At 36.9% G+C, this 20299-nt stretch carries 19 protein-coding genes; 10 read left to right on the forward strand and 9 right to left on the reverse strand.

What is annotated here, in order from left to right; translation table 11 throughout:
* The first annotated feature begins 78 nt into the window (after window positions 1-78).
* Together JGE69_RS11515 and JGE69_RS11520 are read left to right on the forward strand one after the other, a co-directional pair.
* Window positions 79-1488 carry an FAD-binding oxidoreductase gene (locus JGE69_RS11515; RefSeq protein WP_002116692.1) on the forward strand — a complete coding sequence of 470 codons (1410 nt, stop codon included), beginning with the start codon at window positions 79-81 and terminating at the stop codon, window positions 1486-1488.
* 94 nt (window positions 1489-1582) lie between these two features.
* Window positions 1583-1951, forward strand: coding sequence for a hypothetical protein (locus tag JGE69_RS11520; protein ID WP_002116952.1), 369 nt, complete (start codon window positions 1583-1585; stop codon window positions 1949-1951).
* 45 nt (window positions 1952-1996) lie between these two features.
* Here JGE69_RS11520 and JGE69_RS11525 read toward each other — a convergent pair whose 3' ends face one another.
* Window positions 1997-2311, reverse strand: a complete 315-nt coding sequence (locus JGE69_RS11525; protein ID WP_002117007.1) for a putative quinol monooxygenase — start codon at window positions 2309-2311, stop codon at window positions 1997-1999.
* A gap of 13 nt (window positions 2312-2324) precedes the next feature.
* Window positions 2325-2912: an NAD(P)H-dependent oxidoreductase gene (locus JGE69_RS11530; RefSeq protein ID WP_069124554.1), complete on the reverse strand. Its 588-nt coding sequence runs from the start codon at window positions 2910-2912 to the stop codon at window positions 2325-2327.
* A gap of 237 nt (window positions 2913-3149) precedes the next feature.
* Between JGE69_RS11530 and JGE69_RS11535 the strand changes: the two genes are divergently transcribed.
* Both JGE69_RS11535 and JGE69_RS11540 read left to right on the forward strand, forming a co-directional pair.
* Window positions 3150-3518 carry a hypothetical protein gene (locus tag JGE69_RS11535; RefSeq protein ID WP_080750073.1) on the forward strand — a complete coding sequence of 123 codons (369 nt, stop codon included), beginning with the start codon at window positions 3150-3152 and terminating at the stop codon, window positions 3516-3518.
* Between the two features lie 369 nt (window positions 3519-3887).
* Window positions 3888-5117, forward strand: coding sequence for an MFS transporter (locus tag JGE69_RS11540; protein WP_199113513.1), 1230 nt, complete (start codon window positions 3888-3890; stop codon window positions 5115-5117).
* Window positions 5118-5153: 36 nt separating this feature from the next.
* Here the strand turns inward: JGE69_RS11540 and JGE69_RS11545 are convergent, their stop codons facing one another.
* From JGE69_RS11545 to JGE69_RS11565, 5 genes are all read right to left on the reverse strand, one after another.
* The gene (locus JGE69_RS11545; RefSeq protein ID WP_069124560.1) at window positions 5154-5690 is read right to left on the reverse strand and encodes a hypothetical protein; all 537 of its coding nucleotides are present in this window, start codon (window positions 5688-5690) and stop codon (window positions 5154-5156) included.
* Between the two features lie 25 nt (window positions 5691-5715).
* Window positions 5716-7866: a YccS family putative transporter gene (gene yccS, locus JGE69_RS11550; RefSeq protein ID WP_199113515.1), complete on the reverse strand. Its 2151-nt coding sequence runs from the start codon at window positions 7864-7866 to the stop codon at window positions 5716-5718.
* Window positions 7867-8069: 203 nt separating this feature from the next.
* Window positions 8070-8639, reverse strand: a complete 570-nt coding sequence (gene sodC, locus JGE69_RS11555; RefSeq protein WP_199113597.1) for a superoxide dismutase family protein — start codon at window positions 8637-8639, stop codon at window positions 8070-8072.
* 125 nt (window positions 8640-8764) lie between these two features.
* Complete coding sequence (locus JGE69_RS11560) at window positions 8765-9883, reverse strand: AI-2E family transporter (protein WP_199113517.1); 1119 nt, start codon at window positions 9881-9883, stop codon at window positions 8765-8767.
* A 124-nt stretch (window positions 9884-10007) separates the two neighbouring features.
* Entirely contained in the window at window positions 10008-10652 is a 645-nt protein-coding gene (locus JGE69_RS11565) for a ParA family protein (RefSeq protein ID WP_016805948.1), read from the reverse strand.
* A gap of 158 nt (window positions 10653-10810) precedes the next feature.
* On the opposite strand from JGE69_RS11565, the gene JGE69_RS11570 reads away from it, so the two are divergent.
* Together JGE69_RS11570 and JGE69_RS11575 are read left to right on the forward strand one after the other, a co-directional pair.
* The gene (locus tag JGE69_RS11570) at window positions 10811-11278 is read left to right on the forward strand and encodes a Holliday junction resolvase-like protein (RefSeq protein ID WP_002116954.1); all 468 of its coding nucleotides are present in this window, start codon (window positions 10811-10813) and stop codon (window positions 11276-11278) included.
* A 139-nt stretch (window positions 11279-11417) separates the two neighbouring features.
* The gene (locus JGE69_RS11575; RefSeq protein WP_017387028.1) at window positions 11418-11981 is read left to right on the forward strand and encodes a hypothetical protein; all 564 of its coding nucleotides are present in this window, start codon (window positions 11418-11420) and stop codon (window positions 11979-11981) included.
* A gap of 53 nt (window positions 11982-12034) precedes the next feature.
* Here JGE69_RS11575 and JGE69_RS11580 read toward each other — a convergent pair whose 3' ends face one another.
* Both JGE69_RS11580 and JGE69_RS11585 read right to left on the reverse strand, forming a co-directional pair.
* The gene (locus JGE69_RS11580; RefSeq protein ID WP_080973524.1) at window positions 12035-12565 is read right to left on the reverse strand and encodes a hypothetical protein; all 531 of its coding nucleotides are present in this window, start codon (window positions 12563-12565) and stop codon (window positions 12035-12037) included.
* Between the two features lie 26 nt (window positions 12566-12591).
* Window positions 12592-13380, reverse strand: coding sequence for a class I SAM-dependent methyltransferase (locus tag JGE69_RS11585; protein ID WP_032006328.1), 789 nt, complete (start codon window positions 13378-13380; stop codon window positions 12592-12594).
* Window positions 13381-13507: 127 nt separating this feature from the next.
* Here JGE69_RS11585 and JGE69_RS11590 point away from each other — a divergent pair, with 127 nt between their 5' ends.
* The 4 genes from JGE69_RS11590 (at window position 13508) to JGE69_RS11605 (ending at window position 20288) form a co-directional block, all read left to right on the forward strand.
* A complete protein-coding gene (locus JGE69_RS11590; RefSeq protein ID WP_199113519.1) occupies window positions 13508-14785 on the forward strand; it encodes a hypothetical protein in 1278 nt (425 codons plus the stop codon).
* 413 nt (window positions 14786-15198) lie between these two features.
* The gene (locus JGE69_RS11595) at window positions 15199-16626 is read left to right on the forward strand and encodes an amino acid permease (protein WP_005078414.1); all 1428 of its coding nucleotides are present in this window, start codon (window positions 15199-15201) and stop codon (window positions 16624-16626) included.
* A gap of 1037 nt (window positions 16627-17663) precedes the next feature.
* Window positions 17664-18938, forward strand: coding sequence for a Glu/Leu/Phe/Val family dehydrogenase (locus JGE69_RS11600; protein ID WP_017387023.1), 1275 nt, complete (start codon window positions 17664-17666; stop codon window positions 18936-18938).
* 135 nt (window positions 18939-19073) lie between these two features.
* Entirely contained in the window at window positions 19074-20288 is a 1215-nt protein-coding gene (locus JGE69_RS11605; RefSeq protein WP_199113520.1) for an aspartate aminotransferase family protein, read from the forward strand.
* Window positions 20289-20299 lie beyond the last annotated feature (11 nt).

The following is a 20299-nucleotide window of genomic DNA, read 5'->3' on the forward strand; positions in this document are numbered from 1 at the left end:
GGCTTTGCTCAGGTGAGAACCTTGAGAATTATGAGGTCATATCCCACCACAGTTTACTTCTTGCTAGGTCTGCAAACGATGAATGCTCCAGTCGCTTTAACACCTGAGTTACTCACCCAATTAACAGCAATCGTCGGTGAAAACCGTATTAAAACCGATGCTGATAGTCTCGAAAACTGGGGTAAAGATCATACCAAGCATTTTAATCCGAACCCATCGGTCATCGTTTTTCCTTCAACGACTGAACAAGTTCAGGCGGTTGTTAAGCTTGCGAACCAGTTTAATGTTGCGATTACACCGTCAGGTGGTCGTACTGGTCTCTCTGCCGGTGCGGTAGCAACGAATGGTGAAATTGTCATTAGCATGGACAAAATGAACCAAATTCTTGAGTTCTTCCCAGCAGACCGTATGGTTCGTGTTCAAGCTGGTGTTGTGACTGAGCAATTGCAAAATTATGCAGAAGAACAAGGCATGTATTATCCAGTGGACTTTGCATCCGCTGGTTCTAGCCAGATTGGCGGTAATATCGGTACGAATGCTGGTGGTATTAAAGTTATTAAATATGGCATGACACGTAACTGGGTACTTGGCTTAACCGTAGTGACTGGTAAAGGTGATATCCTGCGTTTAAACAAAGGCATGGTTAAAAATGCGACTGGTTATGCATTACAGCATTTGTTTATTGGTGGTGAGGGTACACTAGGTTTAGTGACTGAAGCAGAAATTAAACTTGAGCGTCAACCACAAAACTTACAAGTTTTAGTTTTAGGTGTTCCTGATTTTGATGCAGTAATGCCTGTATTACATGCGTTCCAAAAAGACATCGATTTAACTGCATTTGAGTTCTTTGGTGAACTTGCAATGCAAAAAGTTTTAGATCATGGACATGTACAACGCCCATTTGAAACTCAATGCCCGTTCTATGTATTACTTGAGTTTGAAGCACCATATGAGCCGATTCTCGATAAAGCAATGGAAATTTTTGAGCATTGTATGGAGCAGGGTTGGGTACTTGATGGCGTAATGAGCCAGAGCCTTGACCAAGTAGAAAGCTTATGGCGTTTACGTGAAGATATCTCTGAGTCAATCGCGCCATTTATTCCATATAAAAATGATATTTCAGTATTAATTACTCACGTACCTGCATTTATTCGTGAAATTGATGCGATTGTTCAAGAAAACTATCCAGATTTTGAAATTTGCTGGTTCGGTCATATCGGTGATGGTAATTTGCACTTAAATATTTTAAAACCTGAAAACTTAACCAAAGATGAGTTCTTTGCGAAATGTCAGGTGGTTAATAAATATGTGTTTGATACCGTTAAAAAATACGATGGTTCAATCTCTGCTGAACATGGTGTAGGCATGACGAAAAAGCCATATTTGGAATATTCACGTTCGCCTGAAGAAATCGAATATATGAAAGCTTTGAAAAAAGTATTTGACCCGAATGGTTTAATGAACCCAGGTAAATTGTTTGATCTTTAAATTAGATCTATTTTGTAGAACTACATAGTTTCTACAGAGTAACCAACAAAGCCATAGCATCATAAAGCTATGGCTTTTGTTTTTGGTGATAAAAATGCAACGTTTATTTTTAATTTCAGCGCTCTGTGCTGGACTTTTCACTGGGTGTGCGACGACCAGTAAATTAATTCCTTTTGTGGGTTCTGAAACCCCGATGCAACAAGTACTTAAAGCCCAGCCTGAGATTGTAAAAGAGCACAATAATACCTCAGTTCAGCAAGTATTTAACCGAGTAGAATCTCCAACAGTTTCCCGTATTACCGTTATCCAAACAGGTTTAATGGATGATTCTGTTTCTGCAATCCGAACAGAATATTCATTTAAGCTAGTTGATGAAAAGTGGCAATTGCAAAATAAGCAAAAGAGCTATCAATGTGCGAGAGGAAAGGGTTCCAAAGGTTTCCAAACCCAGCTTTGCTCTTAAAAATAAAAAAGACGATAAATATATCGTCTTTTTTAATGACCTAAATTATACGCCGCTTTCTAAAATTTTAATTTTAACGTCAACTACATCATCTTTAACTGCTTCATGATGTGCTTGCATATGATGCGTCGCTAAATGTGCTTCAAGATGGGCAACACTTTCCCATTTTTCTAACATTACAATAATGTCTGGGTCTTTGTTTTGGAAGCTCGCATTTGAGATGTGGTCAACTAAAGGTTCATAACCATGACAACCATCTTCTGCTAAAACAGTTGGAATGATTTTTTGAAAGGCATCCAATACGTTCTGGCGATGCTGTCCACCCGATTTAGTACGAATTTCCGCAATAATGGTTAGCATGGATTTCTCCTTATTAGGCTGCTGCAAATACAGTATTTAAGTGTGCTTTATATTCTTCAACATAACTATCAACGTCAGGCATTTTAATTACGTCATTTACGATAAATGTCGGAAGGGTGCTCATGCCTAAGAACTGATTGGCTTTATGAAATGGTAAATAAACACCATCTACACCTACGCCGTGGAAGAATTGATCTGCATCTTCAAATGCTTCCATTGGAGCATTCCAAGTCAATGACAGCATATATTTTTTGTCATGAATTAGACCACCTGAACCATATTTTTTTGAGGAATCAGAACGGCTACGGCCATCACTTGCATAAAGTGAACCATGACCAGTGGTAAAGACATCATCAATATATTTTTTGACTGTCCAAGGTGCGCCCATCCACCAGCCTGGCATTTGATAAATAACAACATCTGCCCATAAGTATTTTTCAACTTCACTTTCAGCGTCATAATTGCTGTCTGCACGGGTGACTTGGACTTCATGGCCGAGTTCCGTGAGGTGTGTGGTTGCTAGGGTGGTTAATGTGTCATTTAATTCACCGTTTGAGTGGGCAAATTGTTTAGCACCATTAATCACTAAAATCTTACTCATGGAGGTTGCTCTCATTAAATTCCTGTATTTGACGCATACTCTATGAGATTTACTGTTGTAGAAAAATGCATGAATAGGAAAAATATTGTTGATAAAAAATCAATAATTATTATTGGATTTCTATTTAAAATTAATCTATCTCATTAATATCAATAAATTTATGCCTATTTACAAAGCTCAAAAGGAAAAAGTGGCCTATTATCTTTAGCATTAATTTTGAGTAAATAGAGGGGAAGAGTGATGAAAAAGAATGGTTTGTTGATTATTTTCAGCCTAAGTATATTAACTGCTTGTGCTCCACCTCAAAATTCTTCTGTTCAACTCGCTGATAGTCCTATACAGGCTGTATTACTCGATCAACCAGATCTTTTAAATGATGCAAGCAATTTAGATATTTCACAGCAAATGAATGCTTCAGATGATCCTTCCAATGCGCAAGTTACTATTTTGCAAACAGAGCCTAGTCCAGATGCGGTGTCGAAAACACGTACTGAATATTTATTAAAACGGGATCAGCAAATCTGGAAAATTGTGAATAAAAAGCAAAGTTATCAATGTACAAAAGGAGAGGAAACTACAGACTTTCAAGTTAATCCTTGCCCATGATGCTTAATTTATTATCGAATATGTGGATAACTTTGAGTTTGTGCACAACCATAATTTGCATGCCTTTTTGTGCAAAAAACTGAAATTTAAGCTTCTTGAAATTGCATGATTGCTGATCAATTTAAAAAGTGCTATTGTTGCGCTCGGCAATTGTGCCAATTGGTAAAAAATTACCGAATCTCACGTCATATATTTTTTCTCGTTTTAGACACCTTGTGAATACGGTGTTTCACACTCTAAACATGCACTCTCACGGCATATAACAACTTAACTAAAGATTGATTGACCATACATGTCATCGTCATGACTACATCTTATTTTATAGGTAGTCGTACAGACATATGGCCGCTATTTTGAAGTGTACAACTCATGAAAAATATTCAAACGACAACGTTGAACCGTACAACGTTGATGTTTCCGTTGGCCTTAGTGCTATTTGAATTTGCGGTTTATATTGGTAATGACCTGATTCAGCCAGCCATGTTGGCAATTACTGAAGATTTTGGTGTAAGTGCAACTTGGGCACCATCTTCGATGTCATTTTATTTATTAGGTGGCGCATCTGTTGCATGGTTACTTGGTCCTTTGTCGGACCGTCTCGGACGTAAAAAAGTACTATTAGCAGGAGTTTTATTCTTTGCTCTATGCTGTTTTTTAATTTTACTGACGACGCAAATCGAGCAATTTCTAGCTTTAAGATTTTTGCAGGGAATTGGCTTAACCGTAATTTCAGCCGTTGGTTATGCGGCTATTCAAGAAAGCTTTGCTGAACGTGATGCGATTAAAGTCATGGCACTCATGGCAAATATCTCATTACTTGCACCCTTGCTAGGACCTGTACTTGGCGCTTTCTTAATTGATTATGTGTCATGGCACTGGGGCTTTGTCGCCATCGCTGTATTGGCATTACTCAGTTGGATCGGGTTGAAAAAACAGATGCCAAGCCAGCAAGTCAGTGTAACCAAGCAACCTTTTAGTTATCTTTTTGATGATTTTAAAAAGGTGTTTGCCAACCGCCGTTTTTTAGGTTTAAGCCTCGCATTACCTTTAGTGGGTATGCCTTTAATGCTATGGATTGCTTTATCTCCAATCATTTTAGTAGATGAATTAAAGCTCACCAGTGTGCAATATGGCTTAGCTCAATTCCCCGTATTTTGGGGTTTAATCGTAGGCAACATTGTCTTAATCAAAATTATTGACCGTTTGCCTTTGGGTAAAACCGTCATGATGGGTTTGCCGATTATGCTAACCGGTACACTCATTTTAATATTAGGTGTAGTGTGGCAAACCTATCTCATACCATGTTTGCTTACAGGCATGACACTGATTTGTTTTGGTGAGGGGATTAGTTTCTCGGTCTTGTATCGTTTTGCGCTCATGTCATCTGAGGTCTCAAAAGGAACTGTTGCAGCAGCAGTTTCAATGTTACTGATGATGAGCTTCTTTGCAATGATTGAACTTGTACGTTATCTCTATACACAATTTCATTTATGGGCTTTTGCATTGTCTGCATTTACCTTTATTGTTCTTTGGTTTAGCCAACCGCGAAGTGCTTTGAAGCAGGAAATGCAAGAAAGACTGCAACAAGGCAACAATTAAATAAAAAAATACCGGAATTGATATTCCGGTATTTTTTTATTCTTGTAACATTTTTTCCATTTCTTCACGGTCTGCTTCATAGGTACAACCTAACAGTACCATTGGCTTTTTCCCTTTCATTTCTGATAAGTTCAAATTATGGTAAAAAGTAACCGAATCTGAAGTGGCGGGTTCTGTTTTAATTGTACGTACCCCTCTAAACAGAGGAAGCATTGTAAAATCAGGATGTTGAGGAATATCAAATTTCTTTGAAAGTTGCTGAACATTTACATTACGAAAAACAGCAGTTATACCTTGACCAGCCAAAGCAATCTCGTTTGTCTTTAAGCCAAATAGCTCAATAGGTTGATTGGTTTTATACAAATAAATGAAAGGTTGGTCTGAATCTTCAACTCTTTTAAAGCCAAGTGCTGTTAAATTCTCGTCATATTCAGAACCAAAATCTGAATAGGTCGCGTAATCAGATTGACACTCAATAATCTCTTTTAAATCATTCCTTTCAAACGCATAAGAACTACTACTCAGCATTATTAAAATCACGGAAAGAATCGAAGGAATTTTTGGGAAATGCATTTTTATCCTCAATAAAAATCTATATCTATTTAATCTCTTGTTCTAAAAGTTTGCCTTTAAGGGTTAATAATTCAGGCAAGGTTTCTAATAATAAGCTAATTTGTTTTAACACGAGTGTGTAATTCTCTGAAAAGTGCTCATGGGTAGTTAGGCTTTGAATTTGCGCTAAAGTCTGCTCAAGGAAATTGAAATCAATATAAGCCGGATCAAATAAGCTCTGTTTAAGAATTTGCTGACAATCCAGTAAGAGTTGTAATACTTGTTGATCATCAATTTTCTGTCGTTGGCTTCCTAATGCTGCTACGTAACTCAGTTGACTGTGGCTATAAACCAAATAACGGAAAGCATAGTGGATGAGTTGAGGGTTCGGGTTGGGTTCAGCACTCAGGCTTGAAATCATATTCGATAGTTCAATTTGAGCGTTATGTGCAGCACGACGAATTCGGCGGTACTCTATATCCTGATTTTTGCCATATTGATATTGCTCAACAATCACATTGAAATAATCTAAGGTCGCTTTGCTGCTTTTATTAATATTGTTGGGGATGTTTCGAAAGTTCCAGTCGGGCCAAATAAAGTTTACGGCGAGCCATGCAATAAAGCAGCCTAATAAGGTATCTATCAGTCGAGGCAAAATAATACTGTAGCCAGCGCCTTTTAAGTTGAAAATTAATAGCACCATAAGGGTGGCCATGAGCGTAGCCAAAGCATATTTCTTTTGACGTAAGTAAAAAAAGCAAACTCCACAAATAATTGTAATGATGAGCTGGCCTTCAATACTCGGTACAAAATATAAAATTGGTATTCCTAATAAAACGCCGAGTAAGGTACCAATCGTTCTTAATTTAAGACGGCTTTTAGTCGCAAAATAAGTAATCTGACAGACAAACAAACTGGTGAGTAAAATCCAGTAGCCATGCTGCGCAAAGGGTAACAGTGAAATTGCATAACCTGCGGCGAAAACCACAGCAATTCGTATGGCATGCCTAAACAGCGCTGACTGTGGCGTAAGTTGTTGCCGAATTTTTAAGATAAGATCTGAAAATCCTTGAATATCATCATCAAGTAAATTTAAGTGTTCTTGTCTTGTTTGAGTGCTATTTTCAGGAACAGGTTGGGCATATTGCAGTTGTTCAAACTGTTCATGCATTCCTTTTAAATTATCAAAAATAAGTTTTAAATTTTTAACTTCAAAATTTTGTGGATGTTGTTGTATCCAATTTTTTAAAGAACTTTCCAAATGTCCTAGTACTTTCTGACTTTCTTGCGAAGGCTGATATGGCTGGTTATATAAAATACATTGAGCTAAGTCTTGGCATGCTTGTGCTTGTAGGCGCAGGTTTTTTTGGAAACGGAAAATAAGATCGCTACGGCTAAAATTCTGTTGAATATGTTCGTAATGTAAATAATTAGAAGTTGCTTGCTCGTGAATATCTCGGGCGAAAAAATATAGGTTTAGCCAATAGATACTTTTATTACTGACTCTGGAAGCTTTGAGCCGAGTAAGTAGTGAACTGCGTATTTGATTGAGGCTTTGGGCAACTTGCGTATTTTGTAGAGATAATTCATATAAAAGCTGCTCAACATTCTCTTTATTGTCCGGATCAAACAAACGAGCTTTTGCTTGTAGTAGAACAGTAATTTCTTTAAAAATTTGTGAGAGCTTATCTTGTAAGGGAAGTGTCGGTTTAATAATAAAAAATAAAATAGAAGTTAAACCGTACCACAGAGCACCATAAACAAAATAAGTAGGTTGTTGATACCAATGTGCGTATTCGCCTAAACCGAACATACTATAAATAGAGAGCAGAATCGTGCCAAAAGAAATCGTGGCATAACGTTGCCCTAAGGCGCCTAGTAATATAAAAAAAGCGCTTGAGATAGAGAGATATAAAATAAAGAAAATTTTGTAAGGAGCTAAAAAGCCAAGAATACTACTGACTGTAAAAAAGAGCAGGCAGACATAGACCAAGTTGCGTAATCGAATACTTAAACGATCATCAAAGTCTGTTAATGCTGCTGCAATTGCGCCTAAGGTTACGGGAACAATAAGTTGATTATAGCCCAGCCACAGCAAACCTAAAGTTGTGCCAGTGAGTACAATCAGAATTTGCAGGCAATAAATTAAAATAGAATTGGTCTTAAAGCTATTAAATATTTGGGTCAGATAATTCACGGCTTTTGTTCTAAATTAGAGAATACGTGAGAAAGCAGTATGTAACTTTAAATTTTTATTACTTCAAAAATATTATTCTTTTTATCTACAAAAGTCAGTCATTTTTTAAGATTTTATTAGACTTAAACCAAGTTGTAACGATCAATAAATTAACAAAATTGTGGATATCTTTTTAGATACCCACAATTTGAAAAATATATAAATTATTTAATCACACCACATGCAATTCGTGCTCCACCACCGCCAAGAGGTTGAGGTGAGTCTGAATAATTGTCGCCACCCGCATGAATCATAATCGCTCGACCCTGAATATCAGCAAGTTTTAATCGAGGTGCGATTACGGCAGTTGTTGCAACACCTGTATTATCGACAACTAAAACAGGTAGATCGCCTAAATGGCCAGTCGTTGGAGTACCGTGATGAGGGGCTTGGTTCGGGTTATAGTGGCTACCCGCAGCTAAAGCAGCGCCAGTTTTTCCATCTTTTACAGCAGGTGCACAAGAAGCGTTTTCATGAATATGGAAACCACGAGTACCACTTGGTAAGTCAGCAAGAGCAGGGGTAATAATTAAACCTTTGTCACTATCTTGAAAGCTAATCGTACCTATTTTTTTGCCAATACCGTTAGCTGTCACTTCATTTACATCGACCACTTTTTTTGTATGCATTGAGGTTAATGCTTGGGCTGTGTCAGATACAGTTTTAGTTACCGAACTACAGCCAACGGTAAAAAGGGCTGTAAGCGCACAGACTGCGCCAATTTTATTAAACATCTGCATGATTGGATGTCCTTATAAATATATATGATTGTTTGATTCAAACAAACAGAGGTCTGACCTACAAGTTAATTTAAATAGTTAATTTGTATCTAGAAACATTTTTAAATTAAATCTCTATGTCACTTTTCATCATTAGACGATTCACCCTCAGAATCATAAATCATGGTCGTTTTTGGCATAGGTTCAGGCTCAATCGTCTCATGTAACCATTCACGCCAAATTGCCAGTAAAATAGCCAAAATTACAGGACCAATAAATAATCCAACCAAGCCAAAACTCGCAATACCGCCTAATACACCAAACATAATTAATAAGAACGGAATTTTGGTGGCACCAGAAATGACGAGTGGTCTAATCACATTATCTGAGCTACTGACAATCAGCACACCCCAAACCACAACACCAATTGCCTCCATAGTTTGTCCCTGAGAGAACAACCATAAGCCAACGCCTAAATAAGAAATTGGAGTACCAAATGGAATTAAAGCCAATAAGAAAGTAACAATAGTGAGTACCATAGGGTTTGGTACACCTGCTACGAAGTAACTTAATCCAGCTAAAACGGCTTGAGCAATTGCAGTTAAACCCACACCATAGACTACTGCACGAGTTGTTTCAGAAATTGTATCGAGATAATGATGAATACGAGGGCCAATGACCATTTCTAAAGCTTTACTCACTTGAGATAAAATCATTTGACCATCACGATAGAAGAAAAATAGGCTAAATACTGCAAAGCCAAGTTTGACAATATTTTTACTAATTTCACCAAGCAGCACACGGCCATAACTTAAATGGCTTTGTACCCAAGCTGCGATATTTTGAATCGTACTATTAGGATCGTTATTTAATTCATTGAGTGTACGAGAAATCTCTTTTCCTACAAAAGGAAGATCACGAATAAAATCTGGAACGCTTAAATGACCCGAAAAAACCTGACGTTGTAAATCAAAATATAAGTTACGTCCCTCATGCTGCAAAATAAAAACCGCGCATGTAAAGGGGATACCAACTACCAAAATGACCAGACTAATCATCAGGGTTGCGTTTAAAGTATTACGTGATTCTCCAAAAAAACGCTGAATTCTTAAATAAATAGGCCAAGTCATATATGCAATGATGGCAGCCCAAAGTACAGGAACAATAAAATATTTCAGGATATTAAATCCTAAAAAAATCAAAATAAAAAACAGCCCAAACAATAAAACGCGCTGTAAATTAGGAGCGTATGGATGCACGAACAATATTTCTCTAATTTTCTACATAGAATAAAGTCATATTAACTGAAAAATAACCTGAGGCAAATTTTAAGGCCGTAATGTAAAGAACCTTATACATCCAGTTTCAAAGGCTAAAATTCCTTTAAAACCACTCAGCTTTATCTTCAATTAACTTGTTTAGAACAGGTTGCCATTGATTTTGGATACTAATAAAGTTCTTTTGCGGTTTATCAAAAATGCTTAAACCTTGCATTGCTAAGCTGCCATAGGCAGTGCGTTCAGCAATCCATGCAACAGGTTCCTGTTCAATTTTTTCAAAGAACTGCTGGATATCTTTTGAGCTTGCACTGTTTGGTTTTACACGGTTAGCAAGAAGCAAAATCTGTACTTTGCCTTTGCGAATACGTTTAATATCTTGTAAATGCTTCAAAAATCGACGAGTACTGTCTATGTCAAAAAATGAAGGCTGAAGCGGAGTAATAATGGCATGAGCTTCACTAATAAGTTGTTCAGCATGCTCACCTGAAAGTGCACCAGGCGCATCAATAATTAAATAGTCCAGATTTTTGGGTGCATCACCAATTGATTTCTCATGACGCCAGTCTAGGCTTTGAATCGTTACAACGGTATCAGGGCGCTGTTTTAACCATTGTAAAGCCGATTTTTGATTGTCCGAATCTGCTAATGCTACTTTATATCCTTTTTGTGCCAATGCTGTTGCCAACGTAATGGCCGTCATGGTTTTTCCGCATCCGCCCTTTTGATTTGCAATAAGTATCGTTTTCATAAATCCAATTATTTTCAGCAGCACATTTGTTTATGTTTTATACCTTAGCATCTTTTTATGTGAAGGAGATGACCACATTTGACAAAAGTTTAAGCTGTTTCGTTATTTTAGATATGATTAGATCTGTAATCTTAATTCGTGCTTTTTAAGGAAAATTTATGTCTGTATGGCTTGCCATGCTTATTGGTGCTGGAATTGGCATCATTATCACTACTCTTATTTTATCAAATACACGTAATGGACGAATTAAGGCTGAATATGAGCAATATATTGCTGAACTTGAACTAGAGCATCAACAAGCGCTTACTCAAGCACAAAAGAGAAGTGTAAATACAAGTCGTGCGGTGTTGAAAGGAAAAATGGCAGAACAATTTGCTCCGGTTTTACCTGAATTTCAGTATTTACCAAGCGATGCAAAATTCATGGGCGATCCGGTGGACTATATTATCTTTGATGGATATACCGATTTTCGCGATGGCGATGGTACGGCAGAAGACATCAATATTATTTTGCTCGATGTAAAAAGTGGTGGAGCTAGACTTACAAAGGGTCAACAGGCAATTGCTCAAGCTGTTCAACAAGGTAAGGTTCGTTTTGAAACGTTGAGAATAGATTTCGAAGATTAACAAGCTGTTTAATTCAGCACAAAAATAGACGAAATTGATCTGTATTGTTACTAAATTTCGATATTTTTTTCATCGCTTAAAGCTATTATAAATTGAAGATCTATTCACTTTGATCTAGCAATATTTGAGGTGTAACACGATGAAAAAACAACGTTTGATGATGGGCTTACTCGCCGCGATTGGCATGAGTTCAACATTTGCATCGACCTCAAGTGAATATAATATTGCCAATGGTTTGAGCCCGATAGAAAAAGATCAATCTATTTCTGTATTACAACCTTTTCAAGGCAATTTTAGAATCTTGGGTTCAAAAGTTTATCAAAATGATGAACAAGCTAAATTTTCTCCTATTGACTATGCCGTAAGTTGGGGATTGTTTGCACAGCCTGAAATCGCACGTCATATTTCAGTGAAACAATATGACCGTTATTTAAACTGGAAAATTCCTAAATTACCTGTTCCAGCAGAGCAAGCAATGCAAATGGTGTCTAACATGCACATCATTCCTGCGAACCCTGAGATTGCTCAGCAGATTAAACAGGTTAAACGTGGTGATCTGGTCTATCTTAAAGGTGACCTTGTCGAGATTAAGGACAAAAATTTGGTCTGGAAATCTTCACTTACGCCGACTGATACGGGTGATGGTGCATGTGAGTTATTCCGCGTTCAGGCAATTCATTGGGTTGAAAAGCAAAATATATAATTTGAAAAAAAGCCTTCATAAGTTTGAAGGCTTTTTTATAACCACTACATTGCTTATTTCTGTTGCGATGCTTTCCAATATTTTAATTGATTTTGCGCTTGTAAATAGTCGGCAAGATCATTGATCTGTTCATCTTTAGTGGCTTGCTTATCACTCAAGTGTTTTTCTTGGTTTTCCCAATATTGATAAAGTAGACCCTGAATGTAACGACCTTGCTCAGTTTTTAAATCTAAATCTTTTAACATGGTCAGAGAAGAGCGCACATTATCGAGAGTACGCTGTTGCTCAAACTCTGTAGTGAGGGTTCCAGCTTCATGCATTTTTGCTAATTCACTTTCCATCTCGTCACTCATTTCTGTAAAGCGGCGGTCATAATCCTCTAAGAGCGCAATATCGTGTGCATCATTAGCAGTGGCAGGGAAGGTCTTAACAGGTCTTTCATTTAGTTTTTCTAAAACCTGATCGGTAGATGAGGTGGCAGAAGGTTGCTCCGTCTTAGCAGGCTCATCCGCTTTTTTACAAGCAGTCAGAAATAGGCTAGAGCAAAGCAAAGACATTAATATGATTTGAGGTGTTTTCTTCATAACTTTCAACCAAACCTATTCACTAATTATTTAACGGGTAACGTACTTTTTTGAAAGTGATATGCATACGTAACATATGGAAAATCAATCTGATCTTGAGGACCTAATCCAGTAAAATCATAAACAATTTTTTCAAACTGTGCTTTGAGTTGTAATTGATCTTTTTCAGTCATTGCAGCAATAAAACTCGTAGAGAGTAAACGTTTACTCACGACTTGTTCGACAGAACCATGTTGTGACTGTGTGAATGTTTGCAGGCTATCAAATATAAATAAATCTTGTTGTTCAAATACGCGTTTCCACTTTCCACTATGATAACGAGGTGTATCGCCTTCAAGTGGAAGTAGGAAATCAGCTAAAGCCTTGACCCAATCTGTACGTTCGTCGCGTTGATTCCAAACGAGCCCTAAATGTCCTTGTGGTTTTAATACTCTATGCATTTCTGTTAGGGTGTCGAGGTTGTCAAACCAGTGAAAAGATTGCGCACAAATAATGGTATCAATTTTATGATTTGCTACAGGAATTGAATGGCTAAAAGCCTGTAATGTTTGAATATCAGGATAAACTTGTTGAAGCTGCTGTAACATCTCGCCAATTGGCTCAACTGCAATAACATCAGCATGTGTTTGTTTTAAGTAGGGTAAGAATTTGCCAGTACCCGATCCAAGATCAATAACAGTAGAGTTTTCCTGTATTTGTAGGCAATTTTGCAGCCAACTTACTATTTCTGCGGGATAATTGGGTCTAACTTGCTGATATAGTTCAGCAGCTGAGCTGAAGCCTTTTTGAGCGGCAGGATGTAAGGATTGTGTCATATTTTGCGCTTTTTAATCTGACTGGCATCTATAAAATAAGATACTCCGCAATCATAAATTGGCAAAACACCTATTTTGTTTCATTTTTGACGTTGTATGTGGGAGTAAATTTTCTTTCGGTGTGAGCATGGATAAGCAAATTATTTTTGAAGACGAACACATTAGAGCCATTTTTTTACCAGGCGATTCTAATACATTAGTTCTCTCTTTTGGCGATTTGATTACCCGAGCGAGTGGCTTATCTATCAATGCTGAAAAGTCTCTAATTAAATACCAATATAATGTTATTGGGGTAATGCCAAAACAAAAATCATGGTTTCCTCAAGCAAGCATGATTGAGCTGGCAAAAGCAATTTCGCCTATTCTAGAAGGCTTTAAAAATATTGTGGGTTATGGCGGTTCAATGGGCGGCTATGCGGCAATCAAATATTCTAATTTATTGAATATGAACCGTGTGATTGCATTTGTGCCTCAATATTCAATTGACCCAGAGCATGTTGAAGACCGACGCTACGCTGAGTTTTTTGATTCGGTAGCAAACAAGGACATGCAGATTCAGCCGCAAGATGTCGATTCAGCGCGTGAATACGTTATTGTTTATGACCCATATTTCTCGATTGACCGTGAACATTACTTAAAAATAAAAGAGCTGTTACCAAGCTTACATACGATTCATTTGCCATTTACTGGTCATGAAGCATTGTCTGTATTGGCTAGTTCAAGTTTATTACATGATTTTATTGAACATGATTTCGATGAAATCTATTTTTATCAGCAAGTTCGTAAGGTCAAAAAACAAAGTAAGTTTTACTTCCGTAATGTACTTGCGCATGTTCTTACCCAACATGATGAAATGTTGTTAAAAATATTGCGTCAAAATGATTTTCAGTTAGATGAACGTTATTTTGATAACCCACTTAAACAGGCTATTACACGTAGTCTGATAAAAACAAATCAAGCAACTGAGTTGGATTTTCAAAAGCTTGGTATTAAAGTGCTGCGAATTCAAGAAGATGCAAATTACACAGAAGGCTTGCAGACTAGCTTTGGTTTAATTTTGGTATTTAACCTTATCAATTCAAAGTTTGAAAGTTATACAGTAGATACTCTACTGGTGAATAAATCTTATTTGGTTCCAATTGTGGCTGAGCAAACCGGTGTAGTGCATATTGAATTAAATAATGAAGTTTATTTGTTAGCGATGAATGATCGTAAGATTATTAAATTGTTCAAGAGTGAAGAGCCTTTAACATCGGATATGAGTCCTTTTGTAATCAAAAAATATTCGGATTCTTTTGCGATTAGCTATAAGCAACTAAATTTATCTTGTGATGAACAAGGGCTGTGTGAATTTACGGAAGGTTCAATTCAACCTACAGAGCAGTTGACCACCATCAGCTATTAAAACTTTATAGTGTTTAAATAAAGCTCAGACCTTTAGGTTTGGGCTTTATTTTTTGCTTAAAAAATATTTTTTTATAAACTTATTTGTATATTATTTTAAAATTCATTATTTAAATAAATAGTAGGTTTATTATATGGTGATCTGCTGTATTTAAAGTAGGCATAACTAGTAATATATATAAATACTATATTTAAAGATAAATGGGTTTTCCTAATACATAAATTATAGAAATAATATAAGATTAATTAAAATACAGTCCTAGCTATAAAAAAATATAACTAAATGTTTTTATTATATATTTTATTTTTACCTGAAGAGCTTGGTTAAAATAAGTTCACTATTCAAAGATAATTGCATATTTATTTTTTTCTCCTAAAATGATTTTTTACTAAATTGTCGTTACAGTTTTTTATATGCAATCATTAAATTATCGGAATAATGATGCATCGCAACATGGAAGTTCTGCACCTTTGAAACGAGCAATGAGTACTCGACATTTGGTGATGATCTCCCTTGGCGGTGCCATAGGTACAGGTCTTTTTTTAGGGTCTGGTGATGTAATTTCCCAAGCAGGCCCAATTGGCGCAATTATTTCTTATTTTTTGGGCGGTTTAATTGCCTATACCGTGATGTTATGTCTTGGTGAGCTTGCGGTTCATGTACCGGAATCAGGTTCTTTTGGTGAATACGCCCGCCGTTATATTGGTCCGGGTACGGGCTATATGATTACTTGGCTCTATTGGTTAACTTGGACTGCAACTTTGGGGACTGAGTTTACTGCGGCAGCTTTATTGGTGCAGGAGTGGTTTCCATCTACCTCGGTATGGGCTTGGACTCTTTTTTTTGGCGCCTTAGTTTTTTTCCTTAATATTAGTTCAACTCGATTATTTGCCGAATCTGAATTCTGGTTGGCACTCGTCAAAGTTATTACAATCATCTGTTTTATTGGTTTGGGTCTACTGGCAATTTTTGGTTTTATTCCTTACCACGGACATGAAACAGCGCCATTGTTTAGTAACCTAACTGCTCACGGTTGGTTTCCAAATGGTCTTTTTCCAATTTTTGCTACTATGCTGATTGTTAACTTTGCTTTTTCGGGCACAGAATTAATTGGAGTAGCGGCGGGGGAAGCCGAGAATCCAGCACAGACAGTTCCTAAAGCAATCAATGCGGCTATTTGGCGTTTACTGATTTTCTTTGTTGGTACAATTGTGGTGATTAGTTCATTACTGCCGTTCCAGCTTGCAGGCCTTAGTGCAAATGAAGTAAGTAATAGTCCTTTTGTGACGGTATTTAACTATATTGGTATTCCATACGCAGAAGACATTATTCGCTTTGTAATTATTACGGCTTTACTATCTGCTGCAAATTCTGGTTTGTTTGCTGCTTCACGTATGATGTGGTCGCTTTCGGCAAAAAATCAATTACCAAAAATATTTTCTAAATTAACTCCTTCTGGAACACCGATTGTTGCCATTACTGTAACTATGTTTGGTGCAATTCCTGGATTGCTTTCAGAACAATTCGCGCCAGAAACAATTTTTAAGAATTTGTTGGGCGTTGCAGCTTTTACAATGGTTGTGGTTTGGATTGCGATTTGCGTTTCACAGTTTAACTTCCGTAGACAGTGGTATAAGTCGGGTAAAACAGCAAAAGATTTACGCTTCGCGGCACCTCTTTTCCCTCTTACTCCAATTGTAGGTGGGCTGTTCTGTATCGTTACCTGTATCAGTATGGTGTTTGACCCATCTATGCAAGTTGGTTTTATCTGCTGCATTATTTTTATCATTTTATGCTATGCAAGCTACTTCATTTTTTATCGAAAGAAAGATCTAGTGTAAAGCTAAGCTTTTTAGTCGAAAAATGTGTTTTTAAAGGTCCCGAAAGGGGCCTTTTTTGTGCCTTAAAGGAACTGCAAAAGAAAGAATTTCTGTATTTTTTTTAAAAATGAAGTTTTATTTTTAATCATGAAAACAAATATTGTTTTATAAAATTACCATTGATCGGATTCTTATTAATATTTATTTATTATTAATAGTTGATTAAGTCTATGTTTAGCTTGGTTATTTGATAAAGAGCTTTTTGGGTTTTTATAAAATATGAATTAGAAATGGACTTATTATAGATTTAATGTAGAGGTGGTATAATTTTTTGACAAATTCATGAAGGTGATTAATTTTTAAGTTATTGTTATTTATAATTTTAATTTGATATATTTTTTTAAATTATGAATTTATGTTTCCTATAAATTTTTTTTATTAAAGTTAAGCTTTTTTTAATATTTGTTGTTTTTTTATTATAAGGATTAGTGCGATTTGATTATTTTTTCTCTGCTTATTTATTTTAAAATGTTCTAAATGAGTGTGCTCTATGCTATATTTATTGGAAGATTTTATAGCTATGTTCCGGCTTAATTTTAAGCGGTATGTGTAGAGATAATTAATCTGTAGCATTATTGAACAATGTTTATTTTTAAAAAGACTAATGGAGGGATCTATCGATTAGTCAAAATAATTTTTATGGACATATGATTTTTTTATAAATCATCGTTCTTTTTAACTCCCAAACGGTTATGCCATTTCTTTTGTATTTATATTTCAGCCGACTGGATTAAGTGGGTTGTGGTTAAACTTTGCTTTTATAAAGATAGCTTTATAAACAGTAAGTTAAATGAAAGAAAGCTTGTAAAAGATATCGATATATAAAAGTAGATCATACTTTTAGTATCAACAAATGGAATTTAAAAAACCTAATGCTTTAGAAGAGCAGAAGGTTTAGTAAATAAACTAAGACTTTGTTATTGCAAGGTTTTAGTTGCTGAATAATAAAGACTACGGATTTATCAAATCTGAGTCTATGAAGGTATATAGGAAAAAAGATGTCAGATCTTTCATACGTAAACGAACATAGCGATGCATGGCAAACTTACTTGGCACAAATTGACCGTGTTGCTCCGTACTTAGACCACTTAGCTGAGTTTATCGATACATTAAAACGTCCAAAGCGTGCGCTTATTGTTGACGTGCCAATCGTAATGGATGACGGTTCTATTCAGCACTTTGAAGGCTACCGTGTACAACACAACTTGTCTCGTGGTCCTGGTAAAGGTGGTGTACGTTACCATCCAAACGTTGATTTAAATGAAGTGATGGCGTTATCTGCATGGATGACAATTAAAACTGCTGTTTTGAACTTGCCATTTGGCGGTGCAAAAGGTGGTATCCGTGTTGACCCACGTAAACTTTCAAATCGTGAATTAGAACGTTTAACTCGCCGTTATACGACTGAAATCGGTCACATTATCGGGCCTCAAAAAGATATCCCAGCTCCAGACGTTGGTACAAATGCCAATATCATGGGTTGGATGATGGATACTTATTCTACTAGCCAAGGTTATACAGTAACTGGTGTTGTAACTGGTAAGCCAGTTCACTTAGGTGGTTCTTTAGGTCGTGTGAAAGCAACTGGTCGCGGTGTATTCGTTACAGGTCGCGAAGTAGCTGCAAAAATCAATTTACCAATTGAAGGCGCGAAAATCGCTGTTCAAGGTTTTGGTAACGTAGGTAGTGAAGCTGCTTTCTTGTTTGTTGAATCAAAAGCAAAAATCACTCACGTTCAAGACCACACTGGCACAATTTTCAATGCTGACGGTATTGATCTTGTTGCATTACGTGAACACGTAAATGCAAATCAAGGTGGTGTTGGTGGTTTCGCTGGCGCGCAAGCAATTGCTGATGAAGATTTCTGGACTGCAGATGTAGATATCATTATTCCTGCTGCGCTAGAAGGCCAAATCACTGTTGAACGTGCTCAAAAACTTAAAGCTAAGTTGATTTTAGAAGGCGCGAACGGCCCGACTTATCCTAAAGCTGAAGATATTTTAGTTGAGCGTGGCATTGTTGTGGTTCCTGACGTGGTATGTAACGCCGGCGGTGTAACTGTAAGTTACTTCGAATGGGTTCAAGACATGGCGAGCTACTTCTGGACCGAAGAAGAAATCAACGAGCGTTTAGATAAGTTGATGGTTCAAGCTATGCATGACGTTTGGAATACAGCAAACAGCAATGCTTGTACTTTACGTACAGCAGCTTACATCTTGGCATGTGAGCGTATCTTAAAAGCTCGTAAAGAACGCGGTATTTTCCCAGGCTAATCTGCGGAAATTACTTTAGATAAAGTGGTTTGAGCAAATATAAAGGATGTTATAGGGTTTATTTGCTCATTCCCTTTTTCTGAATTATTCAAATTTAAGTGTTATCGAATATATTAAATAAATACTGAGGTAAGCATGGAACAGCCAATTTCTGTAACTCGAAGCAACTTTAACGACTGGATGGTTCCAGTTTTTGCACCGGCAAATTTCATTCCGGTACGTGGCGAAGGTTCACGTATTTGGGATCAAGAAAATAAAGAATATATCGATTTTGCAGGCGGGATTGCAGTAAACGCATTAGGTCATGCGCATCCAGTGGCAGTGAATGCTTTAACAGAACAAGCAACAAAACTTTGGCATGTAGGCAATGGTTATACAAATGAACCCGTTCTACGCCTTGCAAAACAACTCACCGAAAATACATTTGCAGATAAAGTATTCTTCTGTAACTCAGGTGCTGAAGCGAACGAAGCTGCTTTAAAACTGGCTCGTAAAGTTGGTTTAGACAGCGGTATTGCTGGTAAAAGTGGCATTGTGGCATTTAACAATGCTTTCCATGGCCGTACCTTATTTACCGTTTCAGCAGGTGGTCAACCTAAATATTCACAAGACTTTGCACCACTTCCAAATGGCATTAACCATGTTGCCTTTAATGATTTAGAAGCTGCAAAAGCAGCCATTAATGAGCAAACATGTGCTGTTATTGTTGAGCCGATTCAAGGTGAAGGCGGTGTTATTCCTGCTGATATCGAATTTTTAAAAGGCTTAAGAGCACTGTGTGATGAGTTCGGTGCCTTACTGATTTTTGATGAAGTACAAACGGGTGTTGGCCGTACTGGTGAACTCTATGCCTACATGAACTCTGGTGTCATTCCGGATGTGTTAACGACTGCAAAAGCATTAGGTGGTGGTTTCCCAGTCGGCGCAATGTTAACAACCGATAAGTTTGCTCCGCATTTTTCTGTCGGTACACATGGTACGACTTATGGTGGTAACCCGTTAGCAAGTGCGGTAGCAGGGGCTGTATTTGAGTTTATTAATACGCCTGAAGTACTTGACGGTGTAAAACATCGTCATCAATATTTCCTAGACGCATTAAATAAATTAAATACTGAGTACCCGATTTTTGAAGAAATTCGTGGTCAAGGCTTACTCATTGGTTGCGTATTAAAAGCTGAGTATGCAGGAAAAGCGAAAGACATTACGACTTGGGCGGGCGAAGAAGGTTTGCTTGCTTTAATCGCGGGACCAAACGTGGTTCGTTTTACACCGTCTCTAATTATTCCTGAACAAGATATTGATGAAGGAATTGCTCGTTTAAAACGCGCATTGGCAAAGTTGGCTAAATAAAAAAAAGGAAA

It is taken from the genome of Acinetobacter sp. C13 (assembly GCF_016809775.1).
GTDB lineage: Bacteria > Pseudomonadota > Gammaproteobacteria > Pseudomonadales > Moraxellaceae > Acinetobacter > Acinetobacter pittii.